At 40.0% G+C, this 25,480-nt stretch carries 19 protein-coding genes; 5 read left to right on the top strand and 14 right to left on the bottom strand.

Annotated features, from left to right (window positions below; genetic code table 11):
- Nucleotides 1-208: 208 nt before the first annotated feature.
- The 4 genes from mmsB to eno form a co-directional block, all read right to left on the bottom strand.
- Nucleotides 209-1,459: a multiple monosaccharide ABC transporter permease gene (mmsB, locus tag B3209_RS09285; protein ID WP_295800204.1), complete on the bottom strand. Its 1,251-nt coding sequence runs from the start codon at nucleotides 1,457-1,459 to the stop codon at nucleotides 209-211.
- Between the two features lie 177 nt (nucleotides 1,460-1,636).
- Nucleotides 1,637-3,169: a multiple monosaccharide ABC transporter ATP-binding protein gene (gene mmsA, locus B3209_RS09280; RefSeq protein ID WP_296664467.1), complete on the bottom strand. Its 1,533-nt coding sequence runs from the start codon at nucleotides 3,167-3,169 to the stop codon at nucleotides 1,637-1,639.
- An 81-nt stretch (nucleotides 3,170-3,250) separates the two neighbouring features.
- Complete coding sequence (gene chvE, locus B3209_RS09275; protein ID WP_273352073.1) at nucleotides 3,251-4,315, bottom strand: multiple monosaccharide ABC transporter substrate-binding protein; 1,065 nt, start codon at nucleotides 4,313-4,315, stop codon at nucleotides 3,251-3,253.
- Between the two features lie 348 nt (nucleotides 4,316-4,663).
- Nucleotides 4,664-5,953 carry a phosphopyruvate hydratase gene (eno, locus tag B3209_RS09270; RefSeq protein ID WP_296664464.1) on the bottom strand — a complete coding sequence of 430 codons (1,290 nt, stop codon included), beginning with the start codon at nucleotides 5,951-5,953 and terminating at the stop codon, nucleotides 4,664-4,666.
- Between the two features lie 284 nt (nucleotides 5,954-6,237).
- On the opposite strand from eno, the gene B3209_RS09265 reads away from it, so the two are divergent.
- From B3209_RS09265 to B3209_RS09255, 3 genes are all read left to right on the top strand, one after another.
- On the top strand, nucleotides 6,238-7,530 hold the full coding sequence (locus tag B3209_RS09265) for an aminotransferase class I/II-fold pyridoxal phosphate-dependent enzyme (protein WP_296664462.1): 1,293 nt from the start codon (nucleotides 6,238-6,240) through the stop codon (nucleotides 7,528-7,530).
- The gene (locus B3209_RS09260; protein ID WP_296664472.1) at nucleotides 7,514-8,779 is read left to right on the top strand and encodes a hypothetical protein; all 1,266 of its coding nucleotides are present in this window, start codon (nucleotides 7,514-7,516) and stop codon (nucleotides 8,777-8,779) included. The genes B3209_RS09265 and B3209_RS09260 overlap by 17 nt, the downstream gene beginning before the upstream one ends.
- Nucleotides 8,780-8,880: 101 nt before the next feature.
- Nucleotides 8,881-9,282, top strand: coding sequence for a hypothetical protein (locus B3209_RS09255; protein WP_296664460.1), 402 nt, complete (start codon nucleotides 8,881-8,883; stop codon nucleotides 9,280-9,282).
- 3 nt (nucleotides 9,283-9,285) lie between these two features.
- Here the strand turns inward: B3209_RS09255 and B3209_RS09250 are convergent, their stop codons facing one another.
- From B3209_RS09250 to B3209_RS09220, 7 genes are all read right to left on the bottom strand, one after another.
- The gene (locus tag B3209_RS09250) at nucleotides 9,286-10,641 is read right to left on the bottom strand and encodes an SLC13 family permease (RefSeq protein WP_296664458.1); all 1,356 of its coding nucleotides are present in this window, start codon (nucleotides 10,639-10,641) and stop codon (nucleotides 9,286-9,288) included.
- A gap of 16 nt (nucleotides 10,642-10,657) precedes the next feature.
- Nucleotides 10,658-12,778, bottom strand: coding sequence for an energy-coupling factor transporter ATPase (locus B3209_RS09245; protein WP_296664456.1), 2,121 nt, complete (start codon nucleotides 12,776-12,778; stop codon nucleotides 10,658-10,660).
- Between the two features lie 2 nt (nucleotides 12,779-12,780).
- Nucleotides 12,781-13,455 (bottom strand): YfcE family phosphodiesterase, encoded by a 675-nt coding sequence (locus tag B3209_RS09240; RefSeq protein ID WP_296664454.1) that lies wholly within the window; start codon nucleotides 13,453-13,455, stop codon nucleotides 12,781-12,783.
- 1 nt (nucleotide 13,456) lies between these two features.
- A complete protein-coding gene (locus B3209_RS09235) occupies nucleotides 13,457-14,227 on the bottom strand; it encodes a hypothetical protein (RefSeq protein ID WP_296664452.1) in 771 nt (256 codons plus the stop codon).
- 103 nt (nucleotides 14,228-14,330) lie between these two features.
- Nucleotides 14,331-15,212, bottom strand: a complete 882-nt coding sequence (locus B3209_RS09230) for a FecR family protein (RefSeq protein WP_296664450.1) — start codon at nucleotides 15,210-15,212, stop codon at nucleotides 14,331-14,333.
- Nucleotides 15,213-15,236: 24 nt separating this feature from the next.
- Complete coding sequence (locus tag B3209_RS09225; RefSeq protein WP_296690552.1) at nucleotides 15,237-16,427, bottom strand: hypothetical protein; 1,191 nt, start codon at nucleotides 16,425-16,427, stop codon at nucleotides 15,237-15,239.
- Between the two features lie 7 nt (nucleotides 16,428-16,434).
- Complete coding sequence (locus B3209_RS09220) at nucleotides 16,435-16,905, bottom strand: hypothetical protein (RefSeq protein WP_296664445.1); 471 nt, start codon at nucleotides 16,903-16,905, stop codon at nucleotides 16,435-16,437.
- 74 nt (nucleotides 16,906-16,979) lie between these two features.
- Between B3209_RS09220 and B3209_RS09215 the strand changes: the two genes are divergently transcribed.
- Nucleotides 16,980-19,826, top strand: coding sequence for an adenylate/guanylate cyclase domain-containing protein (locus B3209_RS09215; RefSeq protein ID WP_296664419.1), 2,847 nt, complete (start codon nucleotides 16,980-16,982; stop codon nucleotides 19,824-19,826).
- Nucleotides 19,827-19,918: 92 nt separating this feature from the next.
- Here B3209_RS09215 and B3209_RS09210 read toward each other — a convergent pair whose 3' ends face one another.
- Nucleotides 19,919-20,917, bottom strand: coding sequence for a hypothetical protein (locus tag B3209_RS09210; protein ID WP_296690551.1), 999 nt, complete (start codon nucleotides 20,915-20,917; stop codon nucleotides 19,919-19,921).
- A 497-nt stretch (nucleotides 20,918-21,414) separates the two neighbouring features.
- Here B3209_RS09210 and B3209_RS09205 point away from each other — a divergent pair, with 497 nt between their 5' ends.
- Nucleotides 21,415-22,923, top strand: coding sequence for an L-fucose/L-arabinose isomerase family protein (locus tag B3209_RS09205; protein ID WP_296690550.1), 1,509 nt, complete (start codon nucleotides 21,415-21,417; stop codon nucleotides 22,921-22,923).
- Nucleotides 22,924-23,014: 91 nt separating this feature from the next.
- Here the strand turns inward: B3209_RS09205 and araD are convergent, their stop codons facing one another.
- Complete coding sequence (gene araD / locus B3209_RS09200) at nucleotides 23,015-23,731, bottom strand: L-ribulose-5-phosphate 4-epimerase AraD (RefSeq protein WP_296690549.1); 717 nt, start codon at nucleotides 23,729-23,731, stop codon at nucleotides 23,015-23,017.
- A gap of 28 nt (nucleotides 23,732-23,759) precedes the next feature.
- The gene (locus B3209_RS09195) at nucleotides 23,760-25,358 is read right to left on the bottom strand and encodes a xylulokinase (RefSeq protein ID WP_296690547.1); all 1,599 of its coding nucleotides are present in this window, start codon (nucleotides 25,356-25,358) and stop codon (nucleotides 23,760-23,762) included.
- Nucleotides 25,359-25,480: the final 122 nt, after the last annotated feature.

Raw genomic sequence — 25,480 nt, 5'->3', positions numbered from 1 at the left:
GAAAGAAACTCGGTTAATAATCCATTGCAAATTTACATCAGATTGCCGTGTCAAGAACGGCAATGACAGACTTTCTAGCACTGGAATGACAGTTAGGTAACTGTTTTTATCAAAACTTGAAATTGAACCTAAATATAAAAAAATACCCGGCATCTTTTTAGACACCGGGCAAAACAAAAGGAGGAAAAAAATGAATAAGAATTAACTTTTATTTTGAACTGCTTCTTTTCTTTGAAACAACATCAAAGATTACAGCAAGCAAAAGAACAAGACCTTTTACAGCGCGCTGCCAGTTAGCATCAACACCAAGAATCGACATACCGTTGTTAAGGATTCCCATAAAGACAGCGCCGATTACAGCACCGCCTACAGTTCCTGTTCCACCATAAGCTGAAGCTCCGCCAATAAAGCATGACGCAATTGCATCCATTTCGTAGCTTGTTCCAACAGTAGGAGCAGCAGAGTTCAATCGGGCAGCACAAACAAGGCCAGCAACAGCCGCAATGAATCCCATGTTTGTGTAAGCAAAGAACATAACGTTGTCTGTGTTTACACCGGAAAGACGGGCAGCTTTTTCATTTCCGCCGATTGCATAAAGATAGCGGCCAGGAACTGTATTTTGTGTGTAGTAAGAATAGATTCCGACAATCACCGCAAGAATTACAAGAATAAGCGGAAGTCCTTTGTCCTGGGCAAGAAGCCAGCCAACAAGCATAATCACAGCACACAAAACAACCTGCTTTCCAATAAACGAGCCTGCAGAAGATACAGAATATCCCTTTCTCTTTTTTGAGGCGCGGCTACAAACTGCGGAAGCAACAGTAACAAAGCAGCAGATAACGGCAATAATCAAAGTTACAATCAAAGTAATCTGCGCATTCTTGTCAACAAGAGCATAATAGGCATCTTCTGAGGCTTCAAAAAGCTCGTCTGTTGCCTGCTCAAGCGCAAGGTCTGGAAGATAGCTGTTAAAGATATTCATGAATGTTGAAGGGAACGGAGAAATTGTCATTCCGCCAAGAAGAATCAAGGCAACTCCGCGCCACAAAAGCATTCCGGACAAAGTACAAATAAACGGCGGAATATGAACATAGGCAATAAAAAATCCATGCCATGCGCCGATTGCTGTTCCGACAATAAGACATACAATAATCGAAGGAATAACTGGCCAGCCAAGATTTACAATTAAAATTCCTGCAACCGCGCCAACAAGACAAATTACAGAACCAACAGAAAGGTCAATGTTTCCGCCGGTAAGAATACACAGAAGCATACCAGTTGCAAGAATTACAACCCAAGCGTTCTGGTTTATAAGGTTTGTAATATTTTCCGGAGCAAAAAGCGAGCCTTTTCCGAATCCAACAATCAAAGCCTGAAAAAACAGCATGACCGCCAGAAGAATAAAAATCATCGTGTTGCCCTTAAGCATTTTCTTTAAGCTGTTTGTGTTAACTGCCATATTTACACTCCTATAAAAAGTCAATGAGGAAATATCAATTTCCGATTTGACTTTTTAACACAATTTCGCAACAAAGTGAGAAATTGCATTTAATAAAAAGTTTGCAACGCAAACTTTAAGTAGATAAAACAGACGCTATTTCGACTGTTTTATCTTACACTCCTTAATTAGGTTAGGCTATTTATTTTCCGAGTTGATGATGCATGACATGATTTTTTCCTGACTTGCATCCTTAGCGTCCATTTCTGCAATCATGCGGCCTTCATTCATAACATAAATGCGGTCACTCATTCCAAGTACTTCCGGCATTTCAGAAGAAATCAAAATTACAGATTTTCCTTCTGCAACCATGCGGTTTATAATGCAGTAAATCTCGTATTTTGCGCCAACATCAATTCCGCGTGTCGGCTCATCAAGAATCAGAATATCCGGGTCTGCAAAAAGCCATTTTCCAAGAAGAACTTTCTGCATATTTCCGCCCGAAAGATTTCCTACAGCTTCGTCTACACTTGCGCATTTTGTACGCATTTCCTTTGCTGAATCCTGGGCAACGCGCCGGCATTCGTCAAAGTTGTAAATTCCATGCTTGGAAACTTTTTCCGGCTTTGCAGAAATTGTATTCTGTGTAATTGTTTCTGAAAGAATAAGTCCATTGCCTTTGCGGTCTTCTGTAACATAGGCAATCTTGTGGTTGATTGCGGACTTTACATTCGGAAGCTCAATTTCTTTTCCGTTAAGAAAAATCTGTCCGGAAATATTCGCGCCATAAGAATGCCCAAAAACGCTCATTGCAAGTTCAGTGCGCCCGGCTCCCATAAGCCCCGAAATTCCAAGAACTTCGCCTTTGCGCAAATTGAAATTCACATTGTCGCAAACCTTGATTCCGTCGAAAACAGGATGATCAACGCACCAGTTCTTGACTTCAAAGCAGACATCTCCAACTTTTGAAGCGCGCTTAGGAAATCTATCTGTAATATCACGGCCAACCATCGCCGCAATAATTGTATTCTCTGAAAAATCGTCTTTGCTCTTGTCGAGCGTTTTTATTACAGCGCCGTCGCGGATAACTGTAATTTTGTCAGCAACATAAGAAATTTCATTCAGCTTGTGGGAAATAATAATTGAAGTCATTCCATGCTTTTTGAATTCAAGGAGCAAATCCAAAAGATGCTTGGATTCGTTTTCATTCAATGAAGCGGTTGGCTCGTCCAAAATCAAAAGCCGAACTTTTTTTCCAAGTGCCTTGGCAATTTCTACAAGCTGCTGCTTGCCAACGCCAATGTCCTTTATAAGTGTATGTGATGATTCTTTAAGACCAACTTCCGCAAGAAGGGAATCAGCCTTGTCGAATGTTTCTGCCCAGTCAACCTTGAATTTTGAGCCGCGCTCATTTCCAAGGAACATATTTTCTGCAATCGTCAGAAGAGGAACAAGAGCCAACTCCTGATGAATAATTACAATGCCCAGCGATTCACTGTCTTTTATTGTCTGGAATTTGCAGAGTTTGCCGTCATAGATAATATCGCCGGAATAAGAGCCGTATCCGTAAATGCCGCTTAAAACATTCATAAGAGTAGACTTTCCAGCTCCGTTTTCGCCGCAAAGAGCATGAATCTCGCCTTCTTCTACAGAAAGCGTAACGTTGTTCAGAGCTTTGACGCCAGGAAACTCTTTTGTAATATTCCGCATTTCCAATAATGCTTTTGCCATTGGAATCTCCTATTTTAAGCCGATTATAAACTTCTAAAAAAGACGGGGCTTTTGACCCCGCCTTGACCATTTTAGCTTTTGCTATTTAAGCTGAGCTTCTGTGTAGTATCCAGAATCAACAAGGAGAGCCTTGTAGTTTGAAACATCAGCGTAAACTGGATCACAAAGGTATGAAGGAACAATTCCTTTGCCATTGTCATAAGTCTTTGTGTCGTTGATTTCTGGTTTTGTTCCCTGAAGAAGAGCGTCAACCATTCCAACAACTTTTTCTGCCAAAGTGCGTGTGTCTTTGAAAACAGACATTGCCTGAGTTCCCTTGAGCATGTTCTTTACAGAACCAATGTCGCAGTCTTGTCCAGTAACAATCGGGAAGTTTGCCTTTGTGTAGCCAGCTGCAACAAGAGCGTTTGTAATTCCCATTGCAACAGAGTCGTTTGAAGAATAAACAGCGTCAAGTTTTGTTCCGCGTGGACCGTATCCATTTGAAGTAATAAGGTTTTCCATGCGTTTCTGACCTTCTTCTGTAGACCAGTTCAAAGTTGCGCACTGTGCTTTTGAAGTCTGTCCTGAACGGCAAACGAGAACTCCGCTGTCAAGGTAAGGCTTGAGTGTGTCCATTGCTCCGCCGAAGAAGAAGTTGATGTTGTTGTCATCTGGAGAACCTGTGAAGAATTCGATGTAAGCAGGATCTGATTTTGTGCGGTTCTTGAGATTCAGCTTGTCAACAAGATATTCACCCTGAATTGTTCCTACTTTGTAGTTGTCGAATGTTGCATAGTAAGAAACTGAATTTGTGTTCATAATCAAGCGGTCATAAGCAATAACCGGAATTCTCTTTTTCTTTGCACCGTCAAGCGCGTTTTTAAGAGCTGAACCATCAATAGAAGCAACAACAAGAACATTGCATTTTCCAGTAATCATGTTTTCAATCTGGGAAACCTGAGTTGCAATGTCGTTGTTAGCATACTGCAAGTCAACAACATAGCCTGCTTTTTCCAGCTGAGCCTTCATGTTTGCTCCGTCCTGGTTCCATCTCTGCAAGTCTTTTGTAGGCATAGAAACACCTACTTTTGTTCCTTTCTTTTTTGCTGCGAAACATGGAAGCACAAGAGCGCAAGCCAAAAGAACAGCGATAATTTTTTTCATAAGATAAACCTCCTTAAAAATGCATATCTTATTTTTTTTTAGTTAACAGAACTCCAAAAACGTTCCGTTACTTTTTAGCTTGATTAAAGTATACAATATGAAACGTTTCCTGAATTCCCAATTTTCTTGATTATTTTGTTAATTTATGTGATTTTTTGAATAAATCCATAAAAAAGGAAAGAAACTTATTAGGATTTTTTTGTTGTAAGAAAAATGCAGAACTGCAAAACCGTAAATTTTTTCCCGAAACAAAAAAAACTCCGGGCAAGGAGGCTTACATTCCTTTTCCCGGAGCATATTCTACAAAGGTCTCGAGGTTGAACCCTATTGTATAAAAATTAAAAACAGCTATTTCACTCTCTTGTAGCCGTAAACCGCCAAGTCTCCAAGTTCTTCTTCTATGCGCAAAAGCTGATTGTACTTTGCCATGCGGTCTGAACGAGATGCGGAACCTGTTTTAATCTGTCCTGAATTTGTTGCAACTGCGATGTCGGCAATTGTTGAATCTTCTGTTTCGCCGGAACGGTGCGAAGTTACACTTGTATATCCGTGGCGGTGAGCCATTTCAATTGCATCAAGAGTTTCTGTAAGAGAGCCAATCTGATTTACTTTTATAAGAATTGAATTTGCGCATCCAAGCTCGATTCCTTTCTTTAGATATTCAACATTTGTAACAAAAAGGTCATCGCCAACAAGCTGACATTTTGAGCCGATTTTATCAGTAAGAAGTTTCCAGCCTTCCCAGTCGCTTTCCGCCATTCCGTCTTCAATTGAATCAATAGGATACTTTGAAATAAGATCTGCAAGATAATCTGCCTGCTGTGCCGAAGTAAGTTTTTTTCCGTCCGCGCCTTCTTTCCAAGTATAATCGTAAATTCCGTTTTCATAGAATTCAGAGGAAGCGCAGTCCATTGCGATTTTTACATCTTTTCCAGGCTCATACCCAGCTTCTTTTATAGCCTTTACGATTGTATCAAGAGCATCTTCTGTTCCGTCAAGTTTAGGAGCAAAACCGCCTTCATCGCCAACAGCAGTTGAAAGTCCGCGTGCCTTTAAAACAGCCTTCAAGCTATGGAAAACCTCTGTTCCCATGCGGATTCCTTCTTTAAATGAAGAAGCTCCAACCGGGCGAATCATAAATTCCTGGAATGCGATAGGAGCGTCTGAATGCTGTCCGGCATTTATAATGTTCATCATTGGAACTGGCAATGTGTAAGTATTTGTTCCGCCAATGTAACGGTAAAGAGGAATGCCAAGGTAAGCTGCGGCTGCTTTTGCCACTGCAAGTGAAACTCCAAGAATTGCATTTGCTCCAAGCTTGGACTTTGTTTTTGTTCCGTCAAGCTCAATCATTTTTTTGTCAATCGAGCGCTGCTCAAGTCCGCACATTCCGATAAGAGCCGGAGCAATTACTTTGTTAACATTTTCAACTGCCTTGAGAACGCCTTTTCCCAAGTAGCGTTTTTTGTCTCCGTCGCGCAATTCAAGAGCTTCATTCTCACCAGTAGAAGCTCCAGAAGGAACTGATGCTCTGCCAAACGCGCCGCTTTCCAAAGTAACGTCAACTTCTACTGTAGGATTTCCGCGAGAATCAAGAATTTCACGTCCGACAATTTTCTGAATTTTACAACCGCCCATAATTTCCTCCTGGGATAAAAAGAATAGTTAGCTATTGCTAATTTCTTTAAATATAATAAAATCTATTAAATTTTTCAAGTTAAATTCAAAAGATTTTCAAGAAACTTCATTTTTGTGCCACGACACTTGTCATTCCCTGACTTGATCAAGGAATCTAGCAAAATTTGTAACATAAGATTATCGGATCAAGTCCGATAATGACATATCAAAATACAAAACTCTACATTTATCCTGCAACTCAAAATTATTGAAACAAACAGGCAAAAAAGCTATAATTTGCAATCATGATAAACCCATTAGCACAAGAATTAAATGACGCGCTCAAAGGCACAACGCCAGGCGAGCTGCTTTCTGATGTTGGAACAAGACTTTACTTTCCAAAGGGAATAATCGCACAAAGCGCAGAAGCCAAAAAACTTGGAAAAACTGCGAACGGAACAATCGGAACCACAGTTGTTGAAGGCAAACCTATTATGCTTCCTTCTATAAAAAAATATGTGCCGGACTTAACTTCTTCAGAACTTGTAGGATATGCGCCGACAGCAGGAAATCCAGATTTGCGTGCAATGTGGAAAGAATCAATTATCCGCAAAAATCCGCTTTTAAAAGATAAAAAATTCTCATTGCCGGTTGTTGTTCCTGGACTTACAGCGGGAATTTCCTACCTTGCAGACCTTTTCCTTGATGAAACAAAGCCGCTTGTTGCAGCAGATCCGTCTTGGGACAATTACGTTCTTATTGCCGAAGCAAGACGAAACGCAAAATTTGTTCAGTTCAAGATGTTCAAGGATGGAAAATTCAACATTGAAGGATTGAAAGAAACTATGCAAAAACAGGCTGAATCTGGCTCTGTTCGGATTCTTCTGAATTTTCCGCAGAACCCTTCAGGCTACAGTCCAACTTCAGACGAAGCAAAACAGCTTGTTTCAATTGTAAAGGAAATTGCGGAAAAAGGCGCAAAAGTAATGGTTTGGTGCGATGATGCGTACTTCGGACTGAACTATGAAGACGATATAGAAAAACAGTCGCTATTTGCATATCTGTGCGACCTGCACGAAAATGTTCTTGCCGCAAAAATTGACGGACCTACAAAAGAAGATTTTGCCTGGGGATTCAGAACTGGATTTATAACTTTTGGCTGCAAAGGACTTTCTGATGCGCAATACGAAGCTCTTGTAAAAAAACTTATGGCTGCAATCCGCTCATCAGTTTCATGCGCGGCAACTCCATCTCAGTCGCTGATTTTAAAAGCGGCATCAGACGGAAAATTTGAAGAAGAAAAAGCCGAATTCCGCAAAATCCTTGAACGCCGTTATAAACTTGTGCGCGAATTTGTTTCCACACACGAAAGCAAATTCATAAAGCCGCTGCCATTCAATTCCGGCTACTTTATGTCTTTTGACACAATGAACATTGACGCAGAAAAGTTAAGACAAAAACTTTTGACTGACCGCGGAATCGGAACAATTTCCATAGACGCAAAAACTTTAAGAGTTGCTTTCTCAAGCCTTGATGAAGAAAAAATCAACATTGTTTATCAGGCGATTTACGACGTTGCGGATGAACTTGGAAAATAAAAAGATTCTTGCATTTATAGCCGCGCTGATTTCTCTTTTGCTTGCCTCCTGTAAAAATTCGGGAAGCAAGCCATTAATTATCTGGACAGACAATGCAGAAATTGTTTCCTATGTGGAGCTTTTTAATGCCACGCACGAAAACATAAACGCATTTGCAGTCTACAAAGATGAAGCGGCGCGTTCACTTCCGTCGGCAAAAGACGAGCTTACCCCGGATTTAGTCATAGGTTCCTGGCTCAAAAATTCTACAACACGAAAATATTTTCAGCCGCTGGATTATCTTTTTCAAGAGAAAAGCCTGAACCGCACTTTGTTTTATAAACAGCTTCTTGAATACGGACAAATAAACGACAAGCAATATCTTATTCCCATAAGCTTCAATTTGCCAGCAATGGTTTTCAGCAAAAAAAATGAAAGCTTTGTAGAATCAGAGCATTTTTTAAATCTTGAGCAGATAAGGACATTTTCAGCAGCATTCAACAAAAAAAATAAAAACGGAACATATACAGCAATGGGGTATGCGCCTTCCTGGGATGCAGATTTTATGTATCTTGTAACAAAACTTTTCGGAGCCGCCTACCACGAAAAAGGAACAAGCTTTATATGGAACGAAAAAGCGATGGAAACTTCAATTTCTGAAATGCGCCAATGGACAATCGCGCGAAATTCCAGCACTTCCGCAGAGCAAAACTTTCAGTTCCGCTACCTTTATATGCCGGGGTACAAGCAGGTTGCCACAACACGATGCCTTTTTTCTTATACAACCAGCGATAAGCTTTTTACGCTCACAGATGCGCAGATTACAGATCTTTCTTTTAGATGGATTGAACAGGACAATAAAATTCCAGTTGAAGACAATATTCTGACAATCGGGCTTTACAAAAAATCAGAGCATTCAGCGCAAGCAGAAGAATTTATTTCCTGGTTTATGAAAATTGAAACTCAACAGCTTTTAATTGAGCGCACAGAAAGCATGAAATTGGACACTGTAAACTTTGGGATTGCAGGCGGATTTTCTACCTTGCGCGAAGTAAACGAAAAATTTTATCCGGCATTCTACAGACATCTTTTAGGAAATATGCCGCCGGAACAATTTATAATATTGCCGAATATTCTTCCATATAGATGGAACAGCCTAAAATCAAATGTAATAATTCCGTATTTAAAAGACAGTACAAAAACTGAAAATTCAGGCGCAGTTCAGTCGCTTGAAGAACGAATTGCTGAATGGACAAAGCAGTTCTATTAATTTTTTAAGTTCAAAAAAGCCAGCTAAACTTTTTATTTTAAATTCCGATACATAAGATAGTGTAAAGAAAATCGCTTGCACTAAAAACTGAGGGTAGACTTATGTATTCAAACGGAATCAGCCTAAATGCGGCATCTTACAGAACTCTCTTCTCTACTTCTTCAGGCTCGCTCTGTGTTCCAGTAAAGCCTAGCGCAGTCATATATTCTCAATTTGATTATGTGCACGGAACTGCAACTGAGCATGGACAGCGCGGAGTTCCAATAAACCGTCTGCGCATTTTAAATACACTGATTTCCCAGCTTGTTTCCATGAAGCAAAAGCCAGCCCTTTCAGAAGATGAAGCTTCAGGACTTTCCGAAGAACAAAAAGATGAACTTATAAAAAGCTACCAGCAGCAAATAAAAACTGCGATTGCCGCCAGCAGCGCACAAGGGCAGTCAGCCTACGGACTTGCAGGTTTAATGCCGGAAGCAGGTGCAGTTGTTTCAGTTTCAGCATAAAAATTATGCCCAGATAAACCAAAGCAAAGCAGATGCGGCAGCTGTTGTAATAAGAGTGAACGGAACTCCAATTTTAAGCCAGCCGGAAAATTTCATAGGATAATTTTCTTTCTTTAAAATTCCCATTGCAACAATATTCGCGCTTGCACCAAAAGGTGTAAGGTTTCCGCCGAGGCAGCTTCCGACTAAAAGCGCAAACATAAAAAGCTCTGGATTTATTCCGATTTGAGATGCCATTCCACCCGCAACAGGAAGCATTGCAATTATATAAGGAACATTGTCAACAAATCCGCTTACAATGACAGAAATCAAAAGTATTATAACAAAGCCCGCAATTTCAGAGCCGCCTGTAACATTCACAAGCAAATCAGCAAGGTCATTCAAAAGCCCAGTCTCTTTTATTGCGCCGATTACAACAAAAATTCCAAGCAGGAAAAAAATAGTTTCCCAGTCAAGTTCTTTTACAACTTTTGCAGTTTCGGCGTTTGTTTTTTTCTGAAACAATTTGAACCAAAGCAAGCACAAAATTCCAATCGACATTACTAAAGTTCCGCTCAAATACTCAAACCTGGTATTTACAAATGAAACTGCGGCAAGTCCAAAAATCATAAGCAAAAGACAAGCAAAAGGAACCCAGGAAACAACTTTTTCACTTTCAACCTGAACTTTATTTTTTCTGTTTTTCGCAAAGAAGAAATAAAAGAAAATGCATCCGGCAACCATTCCAGTTTGAATTATAAAAAAGATTGAAGGCTTGCCCAAATAAAAGAAGAAATCGTTAAAACTATATCCAGCATAGCTTGCAAAAATCATTGAAGGCGGATCTCCAACTAAAGTCGCAGTTCCTTCAAGGTTGCTCATAACGGCAAGTCCCATCATAAAAAATGTAGGATTCGTTTTTAGCTTTGAGCAAAGCGCAAGTCCGATTGGAGCCATTACAAGAACTGTAGCAACATTTTCAACAAAAATTGAAATTATTCCTGTCATTGCAAGAATCGCAACCATTGCAATGCAAGTGTTCCGGCTACTGTTCACAATTTTGTCAGCGATTTTTACTGGAACTTTTGAATAAATAAAAAGAGATGCGATAACCATGCTGCCAAGATAAATCATAATAACGTTCCAGTTTATGATTTCAAATACAGAATGATAAAACGCGTATATTCTCTGCGGAAACTGACCTTCAAGCGCAACTACATCCTGCGGAAGCGGAAAAATTTGTCCCGGAAAAAAAGTCGCAATAACAACAACAAGAACCGCCGCTCCAGTTGTAAACAAAACTTTTTTATTCTGAAATAAAATTACAAGCGCGTACATCAAAACCGCAATAAGAGCGACTAAAGTTTTCATGCTAAGCATATTTTCTCCAACTAAACTATTTAAAATATCTTGCAGTAAGAGCATCCGCAAGGCAACGTGCTTTTCGGATTGTCTGAAGAACAAGCGGCACAAAAACAGGAATTATCGATTTTAATTTTTTTATTCCCTTTGCATTTCCAAATGTTCCGCGGATAATCTGTGTTTTTATAATGCCCGAAAATTCATCTAAAAGCAACGGTATAAATCTAAAAATAATTCCAACTATCAAAACAACGCATCTGACAGGGAATTTAAAAAAATTCAGCGGCTTTAAAATAGAGGAAATTCCGTCCATAACCTGCCGTTCATCCGCAGTAAAAATATAAGTTCCAATCGCAAAAATTGCACAAACAGAATGAACAAAGGAAGCGGCAAAAAGCAAAAGTTTACGCTGCGTAACAAAAATTATTTTCCAGCTGAAAAGAATTTTATCTTCTTCGTAAACTGGAAAAAGAATAATTCCAAGCAAAGAAAAAATTACAATCCAAGGAACAAGTTTTGCAATTATTTTAAAAGCATTTTTTAGTGGCGACTTGGAAAGAACTGAATACAAAACATTGACAAAAACCATCGCAACGCAAGCCGGAAACGGAAGCAAAATTGAAACAAAGAATAAAAACAAAAATAAAAATGTTTTCTTGCCTGCTGAAAGGGAATTTATAATTGAATGCGGAATTTTTTCCGGCGTAGAAAAAACTGAAGCCGCTTTAGAAATTTTTTCAAGAAGTGAAGCATTTTCAATTAGCTCCATTTCCTTTAAATTGCCCAAATCTGAATCTGAATTTTTTTCTTCATGCTTAGAAATCAAATCTTCCCAACGAAGTCTAAAATCCGCAGCTTCAGCTTCCTGAAATCTGTGTGTGCTAAATAAAACAGTCTTTCCGCTTTCTGTAAGTTTTCTAAAAGATGCAAGAAGATTTTTTCTTGAAATCGGATCCAAGCCAGCAGTCGGCTCGTCAAAAATAAAAATATCACTATCAAGAGCAACAAGCCCCGCAACAGAAAGTTTTCGTTTTTCACCGCCGCTAAGCGAAACAACAGGAAGATTTCCGTATTTTTTGTAATCAAGTCCGGCAAGTTCCATGGAATTTTTTACGCGCTCAAAAAGCTCTTTACCTTTTACATTTTTATTTTTAGGACCAAACGCAACGTCATCTGCAGAATATGGCTCAAACAACGCAGCTTCGCTTTCTTGCAAGCCAAGAACGGGGCGAGACAAAGCATAAATTTTTCCGCTTTGATTTTTTTTAAGACCTGCAAGACATTCAAATAAAGTTGATTTTCCGCAGCCGCTCGGACCAGTCAAAGCAACAAGACTACCTTTTTTAAGCTCAAAAGAAATATTTTTAAAAACTGAAAAAGTTCCATAGGAAAATGAAAGCTCTTGAACTTTTAAAGCTGCTTCTTCAAATTTATTTTTTGCTGAATTTAAACTTTCAAATGAAGTGTATTCTCCGTCAATTCCGAAAATCGATTCAAAAACATTTTTGTTTTCTTTAAACTCTTTTGGCGCCCCGTCAAAAATTATCCGCCCCTGCTCCATTACAACGATTCTTTTTGCAGCCAAAGCTTCGTCCAAATCGTGCGTAACAGAAATAACAGTGTGCCCTTTTTTGTTCCAAGCATTTACAAATTCCACAAGTTGTTTTTTTGAGTCCGGATCAAGCATAGCCGTGGCTTCGTCAAGAATCAGTAAATCTGGAAAAAGCGCAAGAATTCCGCTGAAAGCAAGCCGCTGTGTTTGCCCCAAAGAAAGCTCAAAAGTTTTACTTAACGCCTTGTCCACAAGAGAAACAATGGAAAGACATTCGATTGTGCGCAGTTCAATTTCCGCTTCTGTCATGCTAAGATTCTGAGGACCAAAAGCTGTGTCGCGCTCAACGATTCCAGCTACAATCTGCTCTTTTGGCTGCTGAAAAACAATGCCTGGAAGAATTCCATTTTGCTTTATAATTTCACCTTTTAAAGGCTCAAAAAATCCAGCAATAAGACGGGCAAGCGTGCTTTTTCCAGAACCGTTAAGTCCAAGAAGCGCAATGTATTCACCTTGGCTCACAGAAAAATTTATATTGTCAAGCGCGATTTTATTTGTGCGAGGATATTCATAGTAAATATTTTTTAGCTCAAGCAACGGCATTTTCAAAAAGTCCTAGCCGGAAAAAACGTTTTGCTTCCAGAAATCGAAAGTTCATAAAAAATACATTCAAATCCGATGTTTTTTGTTAAATTTAACATTGCAAATGAAGGTTTTTGACCGCCACGAGGTCTAAAACAGCTTCCTGGATTTATAGTAAAAACTTCGCCAAGTTTTTCTGCTGCAATGTGAGTGTGGCCGTAAAGCGCAATCTTACAGTTGTTTTTCTTTGCCGCGGAAACAATTTCTCCAGTTCCAAGGTAAAGGGAATTTCTGTGTCCGTGCGTAAAATAAATTCTTTGCCCGCAGGCTTCAAGCACATTAAAAATTGGAACTTTCAGCTGAACATAATAAGGCTCATCGGAAAGAACATTTCTAACAGGATAAAGGTCCGCGTCATTGTTTCCTTCGACAATTCCAATTACAGGCGGAATAATAGCTTTAATTTCATCTTCATCAACAGCATTTGAAATCAGCTTGGAAATATCGCAAATTCCATCACCGCAAAAAACAAGAGCATCGCTTATAACTCCAAACTGACGCAAAATCAGCAAAAGATTAGAATACGCGCCATGAGAATCCGACACAACAAGAATTCGGGCAGAATCTTTTGTTGCGAGTTTTTGTATTTCTTCACGGCTGCCGATAAGCAAAGATTCATCTTGTAAAAGTGTGTTCAATTTATTCCGCCGAATTTAAAATTATAAAATGATTTCTTGACTGAATTCCAGTTTCGCTGTCAACGTAGCGGGCAACTTTTCTTTTTCCTGCCACAGCCTGAACATGATAATAAAGATCGCTGTCCTGCGGAAGAACAAACGGAAGCTCCGCGGCATATTCAACTGCCGAAATCAAAAGCGCCAAAGTGTCGTCGTCTTCATTTTTATTTTCTGCATCGCCAAACTGAATTCCAGCCGCATACTCATGGTCAATCACAAAACTGCAAGTAAATTCCTGTCCCAAAACATCATCCTGCGGAAAAATCGAAAAAACATTGAACGGAGGATTTCCATCCCACTCTTCTTTTATTCTTGCAAGTGGAGAATGCGTATTTTCCGGCGCGCCAAGAAGAACAATTCCATGAACATTGTTTTTTTCGATTATATCACGCAAACTAGAAATTCTGCCATGCAAATCATCTGGAAAAACAATCGGAAGAACAAGGCCTCCGTTTTCTGTAAGTCCAAATTTCTTCTCCAAGGAATTTATCGCTTTTTTTACAAAATCATCATCATTAAAGCCATATCCAATAAGAACACAGACAATTCCATTTTCACTTGTCCAAAAATTTTCTTTTAGCTTAGAGAAACTTTCGCGCGGCTGAATTTCAATAGAATCATCTGAAGCAATTTTTATACTGGGAACATTTTTTTCTTTGCAGCTTGCAAGAACAATTGCAAAAGCAAAAAAAAGAAATTTTCCTATCAATGCAATTTTCTTTTTTAATTTCATTTTTTTAAAATTCCATTTTATAAAACAAACGAACCCCGCTGCAAAAATAACAACGGGGCGCATTTTGGGTTACTTTACAAAATCACAAGTTTTCGTTAATAAATCAGTCTGCCCAGTTAATTGTAACAGCAACCGAGCCATTGCCTTTATTAGAGCTAGATTTAGAACCTGCACCTGGCTCAACACTTGTTGTATTTATTAAGTTCATTCCCATAGATTCATTTTCCAATCCTTTTCCAGAAACTGCCGCAACTTTTTCTGTATGAGGATTTGAAGGCCTACTTGCTATAACATCAGACTTGCTGACCTGACCTGCAAAAACCGGAACTCCATTTTTTTCTCCAACTTCTGCGCTAGAAGTAAACGGAGTTGATTTTGGATGTTCTTCGGCAACAACATTTTTACCATCAGAAGCTTCATTTGTAGAAGCGACTGTTCCTGCATTGCTTTCTTCAGATGGAGCAACATCAGTTGAATTATCTTCTATTTTAGAAATTTCCGCAGAAGAAGATTCAGGACCGCCAAAACTTACAAGTCCCTGAGTAACAGAAAGGCGACCAGAAGAAGTAACTCTAAATTCCGTTCCTCTTACAGAAGCTGTTGCAACTGCGGAACGAACTTTAAATCCAACTTTTCTTCCGTCAGAAGAAGAAACATTTGCTTTGAGAGATCCAGAATCAATGTAAATCTGAGTTGAATCCTTGTTTTCCATTGCAACCATGTTTTCAATTGTAATTCTGGTCAACGGTCCTAATGTGAAATTTGTTCCTTTTACAGAAACCACAGCATTCGATTTAAATCCAGTTGAAATAACGGCGCCTTTTTCCTGAATAATATCGCCCTCTTCAACTGGAATCCACATTCCGCCTTCCAGAATTTCAACCTTGCCTTCAATGCTTACAAATTTTGCTTCCAAAGCAGAAGCTGAAAAGCCCGCAAAAACTGCAAAAGCAAGCAACGGCAAAAACTTAAAACTCAATTTCATACAACACCTCCTAAAATTTTACGGTTAAAACGAAATAACCGCATTAAACGCGATTTCTGTTCTGCTAGAATCACTTGAATCTCCTGCAAAATGACTTGCATAAAGTGTCAAAGCAACATCAGAGAACAACTGGTATTTTGCATTTCCATAAACTTGGAAACCACAATAATCAAATGCGCTGCTATCATTGTCAACGAAAACAGCGTCTCCACCAACAGCGCAATAAAGCTTGTCAATTGGAATTATGGTTGCAGACAATCCAGCCTTTGAAATTCCTGAATAAATCGGCTCATCTGCTGAAAGACAAGCTGTAATCTGTGTGAATCCAATAAACGGAACAAAAGGACCTCTATCTCCAGAAGCATAAGAAGCAGAAAGAGTAATAGAAGAAGATTTAAAATCTGGGAACAAAGAAATATTGGCTCTTCCCAAAAATCCAAAATCAGAAAAATCTGTAGAGCTGGCAGTTCCGCTCAAACCGTAAAAAAGCATAGGAGCAAGAGGTCCATCCAAGCGCAAAGTTCCATAAAAGCGGTTGTCTTCATCTTCTGGAGAATCAGCAGGACCTTCTGTGTTCCAAAATCCAAGACCTTCTAAAGAAATTGTCTGGTTGAGCAATAAATATGGGAAGCTGATTTTAGCACCACCTGCTATATAAGGAGCACAAAAATCATAAAAGTCCTTTTCATCTTCATCGACCGGCTCCCAAACATATCCACCGCTGTGCATAATCGAAGTATTCTTTAGATTCAAAAGTCCTGTGTATCCGCCAAAAACAGAAACATCAAGCCAAGAAGCAGAAAACTGCGCGTAAGCTCCGTCAATTGACTGTGCAAAAATAGTTTGCGAAATGTCTGTCAAGAAAAGACGCCCTGCGTCAAGGAAAAATTTCCCAGCAGAACACTCTATAATAGAAGAAAACTTCAAAACATTTAAATCTGCAATAAATTCATTTTCGCTATTTTCATGGTCGCCAAAGATTTTTTCATAGCTATGACTGATACTTGCTTCCAAAGAAAGAAATGTTGTGCCTTTTTTATTGAAAGGAATTTTTGCAAGCGCAGAAAAAGCCTCGCTCTGCTTTAATGTAGGCTCGCTGTACTCTTCACCATCAAATTTCAAATCTGTGTTATCGCCCAAGAAGAAAGAAAGTTCAGCTGAAAAAACAAATGCAGATAAAACTGAAAATAAAATGGCGGCAAAATATTTTTTCATATTCATGCTAGTTTCTCACCTCATAAAAATCAATGCAATCTGTAACAACATTAAGAAATTCCCTGCCAGTAGGAATGCGCTTTGGATCAAACGAAGAAGGAATTACGCCGTCATTGCGGAGCTGCTTAAAGGCATAGCGCGGACTTGGAAAAATCTTCATCATAAGGCTGTCTGGAACATTCCAAGTAAAATAGCATAGCCAGGCAAGATTTTCAAAATTAATAAAATCTTCTGAGGAAACCTCCGCTTTTATAGCTGGTTTAGAATACTCTTCTCCTATTTTTTTCCAAGCATCAACGGCATCTTCTTCTGAATCGTCATCTGAAATATAGCCCATTGCAACTGCTGTAAAATACGCGGCAGTTCCGTAAGTGAGCTTTTCAGTAGATACAGTTTTCTCCACAATTTCCGCAGACTGACAAAAAACAGCCGAAACAGAAATGAGAGCAACTAGAAAAATCGAAGTAAAAAATTTCATATCACTCCTCTAAAAAATTAATATGTACAAATGTTCATTTACAAGAAATTATACTATATGATATAGTTTTTGTCATGGTAATGAAAAATAAATTCAAAGAATTTTTTAAAACTAAAATAGAACTGATTATCATGGCAGTTTTTGCGCTTTTGAGCGTAGTGGCAATTCAGACAAACCTTTTTCAAAAACTTGACTACAGGCTTTATGATTCAATGCTTAAAATAACGAAAGGAATCGAAGCGCATCCTAACATTGTAATTGTCGATGTTGATGATGAATCTTTAGGACGCGTTGGTTCTTGGCCTTGGACTCGCGATATTCTGGGAAACGCCTTAATCCGCATGAAAGAATTCGGCGCAAAACAAGCTGTATTCGATATTGAATACATTTCACCTTCTTCAAAAGGCGTAAACGAAAATTTAAGCGACACGGTAAATAAGACTTTTATAGACGGCGAGCAGGCGATTTCAAGTTCAATTTCGGAATTTGCGAATGGAATTGAAGGCGGAACTGTAAATGCGAAAAATGCGCAGGAACATGCGGAAAATCTTATTTCAAATGAAATTGACGGAATTCTTTACGAAATGCAAAAAGAAATCACTTCTGGGTTTGAGCTTGACTACGATGATTTTTTTGCAAGATGCGTTCAGTTCTTTGGAAACACTTCGCTGACGGTAAACATGCGGCACATTGCGCAAAAAAGCGATGAATCAGAAGAAAATTATGCTAGAACACGTTTTCTTTTTAACAATGTAACAGATGAAAAAAATCTTATTCAAAAAGGCAATATTTATTCAGTAAAAGAAGAAGCTAGCCAGGAACTTGGATTTACGCCGGCGCTTCACAAAATTCTTTCACGCGCGCAAGGGCTTGGATTTACAAATGTTATTGTAGACAAAGATGGTATCAGGCGCAGAATTGAGCTTTTGAATTTTCAGAACGGAAAATATGTTGGACAGCTTTCTTTTGCTCCGCTTATGAAGCTTTTGGATGTTCAGTCAATGGAAAGAACTTCAAATTCAATAATTTTGCAAGGACTGAAAAATCCGAATTCAGATTCAAGATACAGCGTTACAATTCCGCTGGACAAGCATGGCAGGATGCTCATAAACTGGCTGCACGAAAGTTACGTGGACAGTTTTAGGCACGTTCCGTCGTATTTGCTTTACAACCTTGATCTTGCGGAAAAATTGATAATACAAAATCTTTCGGATATAAAAAATGCGGATTTATCTTCGCTTTCAGAAGAAGATGCAGAATATATTTTGAATTCCATGTATTTTGAAGACGAATACGAAAAACTTTCAAATTCAAAAAAACGTCTTCTATTAAAATGCCGTGGATTTGACGAGGAAGGAAAGGCAATAAAAGGCGGACTTTCTGAAGAAGACTACGAGAAATATTTTTCAGCAAGAACCGAATTCTTTAAAAATCTCAAGGAATTTTCTGATTCATTTGCAACAGTTCCGGGATTTGATCAAATTCCAGAACTTCCAAAGCTTTCAAAAAGCATTGAATTTTATCTTCGCGACTTTGAAACGTTAAAAGGCAGCATGGAAGGCGCATTCTGCATAATCGGAAACTCGGCGACTTCCAGTACAGATTTGGGTGTAACGCCATTTTCCAAGCAATACGCAAACCTTGGGCTTCACGCAAACGTTATAAATACAATTCTTCAGAAAAAATTCATACGTGAAATCGATCCGCTTTTAGGACTTTTGTTCTGCGTTGTTTTTATTCTGCTTACAATGCGCATAACGGCAAAATTCAGCACAGGAAAGAAAAACTTTACAAGATTTTTATATGTAATTGTTCCGCTTGTTGTTTTTTATATTTTGATGACACAGTTCAACATTTATGTTCCGTTTGTAATTCTTTTTGCATTTTCATTTCTAAACTATTTTGCCGGAATAATTGTGAATTTTCATGCTATAAACACAGACAAAAAATTTCTTCAGTCAACATTCTCTGCTTATGTTGCTCCTGCGGTTGTAGACGAAATCATTAAAAATCCGGAAACAGCAAAACTCGGCGGAAACAGCAAAAACATAACCGCACTTTTTTCAGACGTAAAGACTTTCTCTGGATTCACAGAAGCTGTAAACAATGCGGAAGGCGAAAGCAAAGGTGCTGAACGGCTTGTTTCAATTTTGAACGGATACCTTGGGGCTTTGAGCGATGCAATAATGGACTGCCACGGAACAATTGATAAATATGTAGGAGACGAAATTGTTTCATTTTTTGGCGCGCCGGTTGACGACAAAGAAAATGCGTTCCATGCGTGCCTTGCGGGAATAAGAATGTTGCAGGCGGAAGCAAAATACAACGAGGAAAACAAAGACAAGCTTCCAATAAATCCGCGCACTGGAGAACCATTCTATTTGAATTCACGTGTAGGAATAAATACAGGAAACATGGTTGTTGGAAACATGGGCACAAAAAAGAAGCTCAACTATACAGTCATGGGAAACAACGTAAACCTTGCATCCCGCCTTGAAGGAACAAACAAAGTTTACAATTCCTGGATAATGTGTTCAGACAGCACTTGGAACGCCGCCGACAACGGAGAAAACAAAGGTCTTTTAGTCGCTCGGAAATTCGACTTTGTGCGTGTTGTGAACATTGAAAATCCTGTTCAGATTCACTGCATTTTAGGATTAAAAGATGAACTTCCGGCAAAGCAAATTGAAGCGGCGGAAATTTTCAATGAAGGAATCAAATGGTATTTAAAGGGAAATGATTTCCCTGACACTCCAAAAGATCCGGAGGATTTCAAGAAAGCGTACCAGTTTTTTAAAAACGCAAAGGAATGCTTTCCGCAGGATATGTCGTCCGATGTATTTATGAAAAGGTGCAGCTACTTCTTAATATACGGTTCCGGTGAAAAATGGGACGGCGTTTTCACAATGAAAGAAAAATAATATTGATTGCCGTGTCAAGTGCAAGAATGACAGAAAAAAAACTCCGTGCCAGTGAAATTGGCACGGAGTTTTTTCAAACTTTTTTATTAAAGCTACATTCTTCTTAAAGTCAGAGTACCATCTTCATCAACAAAAACAATCTTTTCGTCAGATAATGAGCCAGAAAGCGTTTCACCACCACTACCTAGCGTCAAAGTGTTTCCTGAAACTGTGCCATCTACAACCTCAGAGTCTTCTTGAGGATTAGCACTGCTTTTAAATATACGATTTTCATAAGTGCAAGACGCGCCGTTAACAATTACTATATGAGCTTTTGCTAACAGTCTTTTACTATCTGCTGTAGCTTCTGCAATGGCATAAAGATTTCCTTTAAACTCTTTCATTACAGAGCCCTCATTATCTTTTATGCTTCCGTCTGAATTAATTGTAGCAATTAAATCATTCCCTTCATCAGCTTTTACTGTCAAAGTTGAACCAGAAACTGAATAATCATATTCGCCAGACTCGATAATATTGTTCTTTTTTTCGTCAACAGCTCCATTTTTAAAGTCATACTTAAGTCCAGTGAATTTTACTTTTTGTCCATTAGAATCAAAAGCAAGCATACTAACCCGGATTTTCACCTTGTTAGTTAACTCTGAGGTATATTCCTTTTTTTCAAATTCAATTGAATAATAAGTTTTTCCTGCAAGGATATTTTTTGTAGAAGAAGTTCCATTGCCTTCATTAGTTTCTATAACTGTTTCCTTTACTTCAGTTTTAGTTTCATTTCCGTCTTTGTCTTTTATTGTTACAGGCTCGGAAGTATCAACTTTTCCATCCGGGGTAGACTTTGCTTCTGTTGTATTTCCTTTACTGTCTTTAATAACAATTTTTCCATCTGCCTTTGTATACGTTCCGTTAGATGTTGTTCCATCTGATGCTTTTATTATAACAGTGCCATCGTCATACAACGTAACAACATCTCCGTTGATTACAATTGCCTGAATAGGCTTAGCGTCATCACTGTCATCATCAGACTTGCAGCCTACAAATGCAAGCGCAAGAACCATAGCTGCCAATACAGCTGAAATTTTAGCAAACTTTCTCATAAGTTCACTCCTTATAAATTGAATTTGCCAAACAAGAACTCTGTAATGCAGAATCGCTTTTATTTGGTTCTCCAAGTATACCCCCCCCCAGGAATTGTCAAGTACTTTGAGGAATTTATATGAATTTTTTTTGCAGATGAAATTTTTGAAAGATGGGATGTTCCAAAAGTATCTTTTATGTCATTTTCGGGCTTGACCCGAAAATCTAAATGCATATATTGCAATCATTTAGAGATTGCTATGCAAACATCGCAGTATTAAGTACGACGATGACATTTAGAACTTATTAGACATCCCCATGACAGAACAGTTAAGCTCAAAGATGACAGCTTTTTATGCGCAACTGTTGCTCAACTTTTCATTTTTTCAATACACACATCTTATTCCTGCAAGAAAAAAACTTGACATCTGACATTTGTGAACTTAAACTGATTTTTAAGATTCAGCAGAAAATGCAAATCAAAAAACACACAAACCAATTCAAGGAGGCTTTTTATATGGAAAAGTTTTCAAACATACCAGAAGTCAAGCTCGGAATAATTGCAGTAAGCCGGGACTGCTTTGTAATTTCACTTTCTGAAAAAAGAAGAGCGGCAATCGTAAAGGCATTCGGTTCAAAAGGAAGCCTTTATGAAGCAAAAACAACTGTAGAAAATGAATGCGACATGCTGAAGGCAGTTGAAGAAGTAAAACAGGCTGGATGCAATGCGCTTGTCGTTTTCCTCGGAAACTTCGGACCGGAAACTCCAGAAACACAAATCGCGCAGAAGTTTGACGGACCTTGCATGTTTGTTGCCGCCGCTGAAGAAACACAGAATGACCTTATAAACGGACGCGGAGACGCTTACTGCGGAATGCTGAACTGCTCCTACAATTTAAACTTGCGCAAAATTCCTGCCGTAATTCCAGAATATCCAGTTGGAACAGCAAACGATATTGTAAAAATGATTGAAGAATTTATTCCTGTCGCACGTGCAATAATCGGTCTTAAAAATCTTAAGTTTATCACATTCGGACCGCGCCCTCAGGACTTTTTTGCTTGCAATGCGCCAATCAAGGGACTTTATGACATTGGAGTTGAAATTCAGGAAAATTCGGAACTTGATCTTCTTGTTGCATACCGCGCCCACAAAGATGACAAAAGAATTCCAGAAGTTGTCGCTGACATGGAAAAAGAACTTGGTTCAGGCGGAAACAACTTCCCGGATCTTCTTCCACGCATGGCGCAGTTTGAACTTACACTTCTTGACTGGATTGAAGCAAACAAGGGCTGCAAAAAATATGCAGTTCTTGCAGACAAATGCTGGCCGGCATTTCCTAAGGAATTCGGATTTGAGCCTTGCTATGTAAACAGCCGCCTTGCTTCCCGCGGAATTCCTGTTGCTTGCGAAGTTGATATTTTCGGCGCGCTTTCTGAATATATTGGAACTTGTATTTCTGGCGCTCCAGTTACACTTCTTGACATCAACAATTCTGTTCCGCAAGATATGTACGATGAAAGCATCAAGGGAAAATTCTCTTATCCTTATGTTCTCAACGACACGTTCATGGCATTCCATTGCGGAAACACACCTTTCTGCTGCATGAACAAGGCTTGCAACCCTGGAGTCAAATATCAGTTGATTCAGCACAGACTTCTTGAGCCAAAAGATTCCACACCAGACTTTACACGCGGAACTTTGGAAGGCGACATAATGCCAGGCCCAATCACATTCTTCAGATTGCAGTCAACTCCAGATACAAAGCTTCAGGCTTACATTGCGCACGGTGAAATTCTTCCTGTTGCAACCCGTTCGTTCGGCGGAATCGGTGTATTTGCAATTCCAGAAATGGGAAGATTCTATCGCCACGTTCTTATCCAGAAAAATTATCCGCACCACGGCGCAGTTGCTTTCGGCCACTACGGAAAAGCATTGTTCACACTTTTCAAGTATCTTGGAATTCCTGATGTTGCGTACAATCAGCCAAAGGGAACTTTATATCCATCAGAAAATCCTTTTAACTAATATGCAATTTAGCATTTAGTTTAGAGTGCAAAAAAAAATCCGTCTGTGTTTGCGCAGGCGGATTTTCTGTTTTATGTAAACATTCTTATTTCTACTTCTGGCCGTAGTAGGCGTTCGGGCCGTGTTTTCTCATGTAGTGCTTTTCAATGATATAGTCCGGCAAGGTCTGCTGCGACGGATTAATCTGAAGCGTGTTCATCGCCATGTGGCTCACTTCCTCAAGGACGGCGGCATTGTAGACGGCTTTGTCCGCGGTGGCTCCCCAGGCGAAAGGTCCGTGTCCGCCCACAAGAACCATGTTCACTTCATTCGGATTCAGCTTGAGAGAGCGGAAGTGGCTTACGATGAGATTTCCTGTTTCCTTTTCGTAGTCGTTCTGAACTGCCTCGCGGCTCAGATACGGCGTGCATGGAACTTCCGTCTGTATGTGGTCGGCGTGGGTTGTTCCGAAAAGTGGAACCGCCTTTACAGCCTGCGCCCAGCTCACCGCATAAGTTGAGTGGGTGTGGATTATTCCGCCGATTTTAGCTCCGTCGGCAACCGCAAATTCCCTGTAGAGGACAGCGTGCGTCGGAGTGTCGCTTGAAGGTCTTAGTTTTCCTTCCACGACATTTCCGTCAAGGTCAACAATCACCATGCTTTCAGGCGTAAGCTCCGGGTAAGGAACTCCCGATGGCTTGATTGCGAACACGCCGGCCGCCTTGTCAAATGCGCTTACGTTTCCCCAAGTGTAAAGCGCAAGGTGCTGAGCTGGAATCTGCATATTCGCCTCGTAAGTTTCTCTCTGTAATTCTGTGTATTTTCCCATTTTATTCTCCTTGAAAATTTTCAGCTGATTATTTCACGTTTTCGACTGCGGTGCGTTCTGCTTTGAGCGCAGACTTGTAGCCTTCAAGCCATTTGTCAAATCCTGCGGCATCCGCTGCGTCCGGTTTCACGGTTTTCTTCTGCGCGTTCGCAAAAACTTCGGTTTCAAGCCAGCTGCCGAGACTTTTTCCCTTTGAGTCCGCCGTGTATGAAGCAAGAAGCGCCATTCCCCAGGGACCGCCCTCGCCTGCTGTTTCCATCGCGCTGATCGGAGTGTGCATTGCCGCCGCCATCGTCTCAAGTCCCACTCCTTCCGTCTTGAAATATCCGCCGTGGCCTGTCATCGAGTCAATCTTCACGTTCTCGGCAAAAAGAACGTCCATTCCGAGCCTAAGCGTTGCGACCGCCGAATAAAGCTGGCTTCGCATGAAATTCGCAAGGTTGAATCTTGAATCCTGAGAGCGCACAACCATAGGCCGTCCCTCGCAGAAATCAGTAACACTTTCGCCTGATATGTAGTTGACCGTGTAAATTCCGCCCGCGTCCTTTTCTCCGTCCTTTGCGCAACCAAGAATCGTGTCGTAAAGTTTTCCCGCGCTGAATTGCGCGCCCAGAAGTTTTGCCGCCTCGCCGATAAGCTCGACCCACTTGTTGTATTCGGCGGTGCAGGTGTTCACGTGAACCATCGCAGTCGGCTTTCCGTCCGGAGTTGTAACGATGTCGATTATTCCCGGATACGCTTTTGAAAGTGCCTTCTCAAGCACGACCATCGCGAATACGGAAGTTCCCGCGGAAACGTTTCCTGTTCTTGGAGCGACAGCATTCGTAGCGACCATTCCGGTTCCAGCATCTCCTTCAGGCGGAGCGCACAAAATTCCGTCGCAAAGCTCACCTGTAGGGTCAAGCCACAATGCGCCTTCCTTTGTAAGCTTTCCGGCATCAGCCCCGGCAGGAAGCGTCTTCGGCAGAAGTTCCAGAAGTTTTTTTACACTTCCCTTTTCTTCAACAAGAGAATCGAATTTTTCGGCCATTGATTTGTCGTAGCTTCCGGTCTGCGGATCAATCGGGAACATTCCGCTAGCGTCTCCAACTCCCAGAACTTTTTTTCCTGTCAGCATGAAATGCGCGTATCCTGCAAGCGTCGTAAAAAAATCCACCTGCGGAACGTGAGCCTCGTTGTTCAGAATCGCCTGATAATAATGCGAAATGCTCCACCGTTCCGGGCAAGGATAATTGAAAAGCTCCGTGAGTTTTTTTGAAGCCTCGCCTGTAATCGTGTTTCGCCAAGTTCTGAACGGAACTAGAAGATTGTTGTTCTTATCGAACGCAAGATAGCCGTGCATCATCGCGCTGATTCCGAGAGCCTTAAGATTTAAAAGCTTGACACCGTATTTTTCAAGGACATCTTTTTTAAGTTCAGAATATGCCGCAACGATTCCATCGTGAATTTCTTCCAGACTGTACGTCCAGATTCCGTCCACAAGTGAATTTTCCCAAGTAAAGCCGCCCTGAGCGACCGGATTTTTTTCAGAATCAATAAGAACTGCCTTTATACGCGTCGAACCGAATTCGATTCCAAGGACAGCCTGACCGTCTTCAATTTCTCTGGCAATATTTTCTTTCGTCATGTTTTACCTCTGATTTTATAGTAACTGACATTGCGAAAAAAACAAGTGGCGGTTTCCCCTAAAAAACGGCAAAAACTATCACCAAATACGAATTTCCGAACAAAATGATAGGAATGTCCAAA

The organism is Treponema sp. UBA6852 (genome assembly GCA_002449305.1).
In the GTDB taxonomy this organism is placed as follows: domain Bacteria; phylum Spirochaetota; class Spirochaetia; order Treponematales; family Treponemataceae; genus Treponema_D.
Note: the sequence above shows the minus strand (reverse complement) of the source record. Positions and strands in the feature narration are given on the sequence as shown.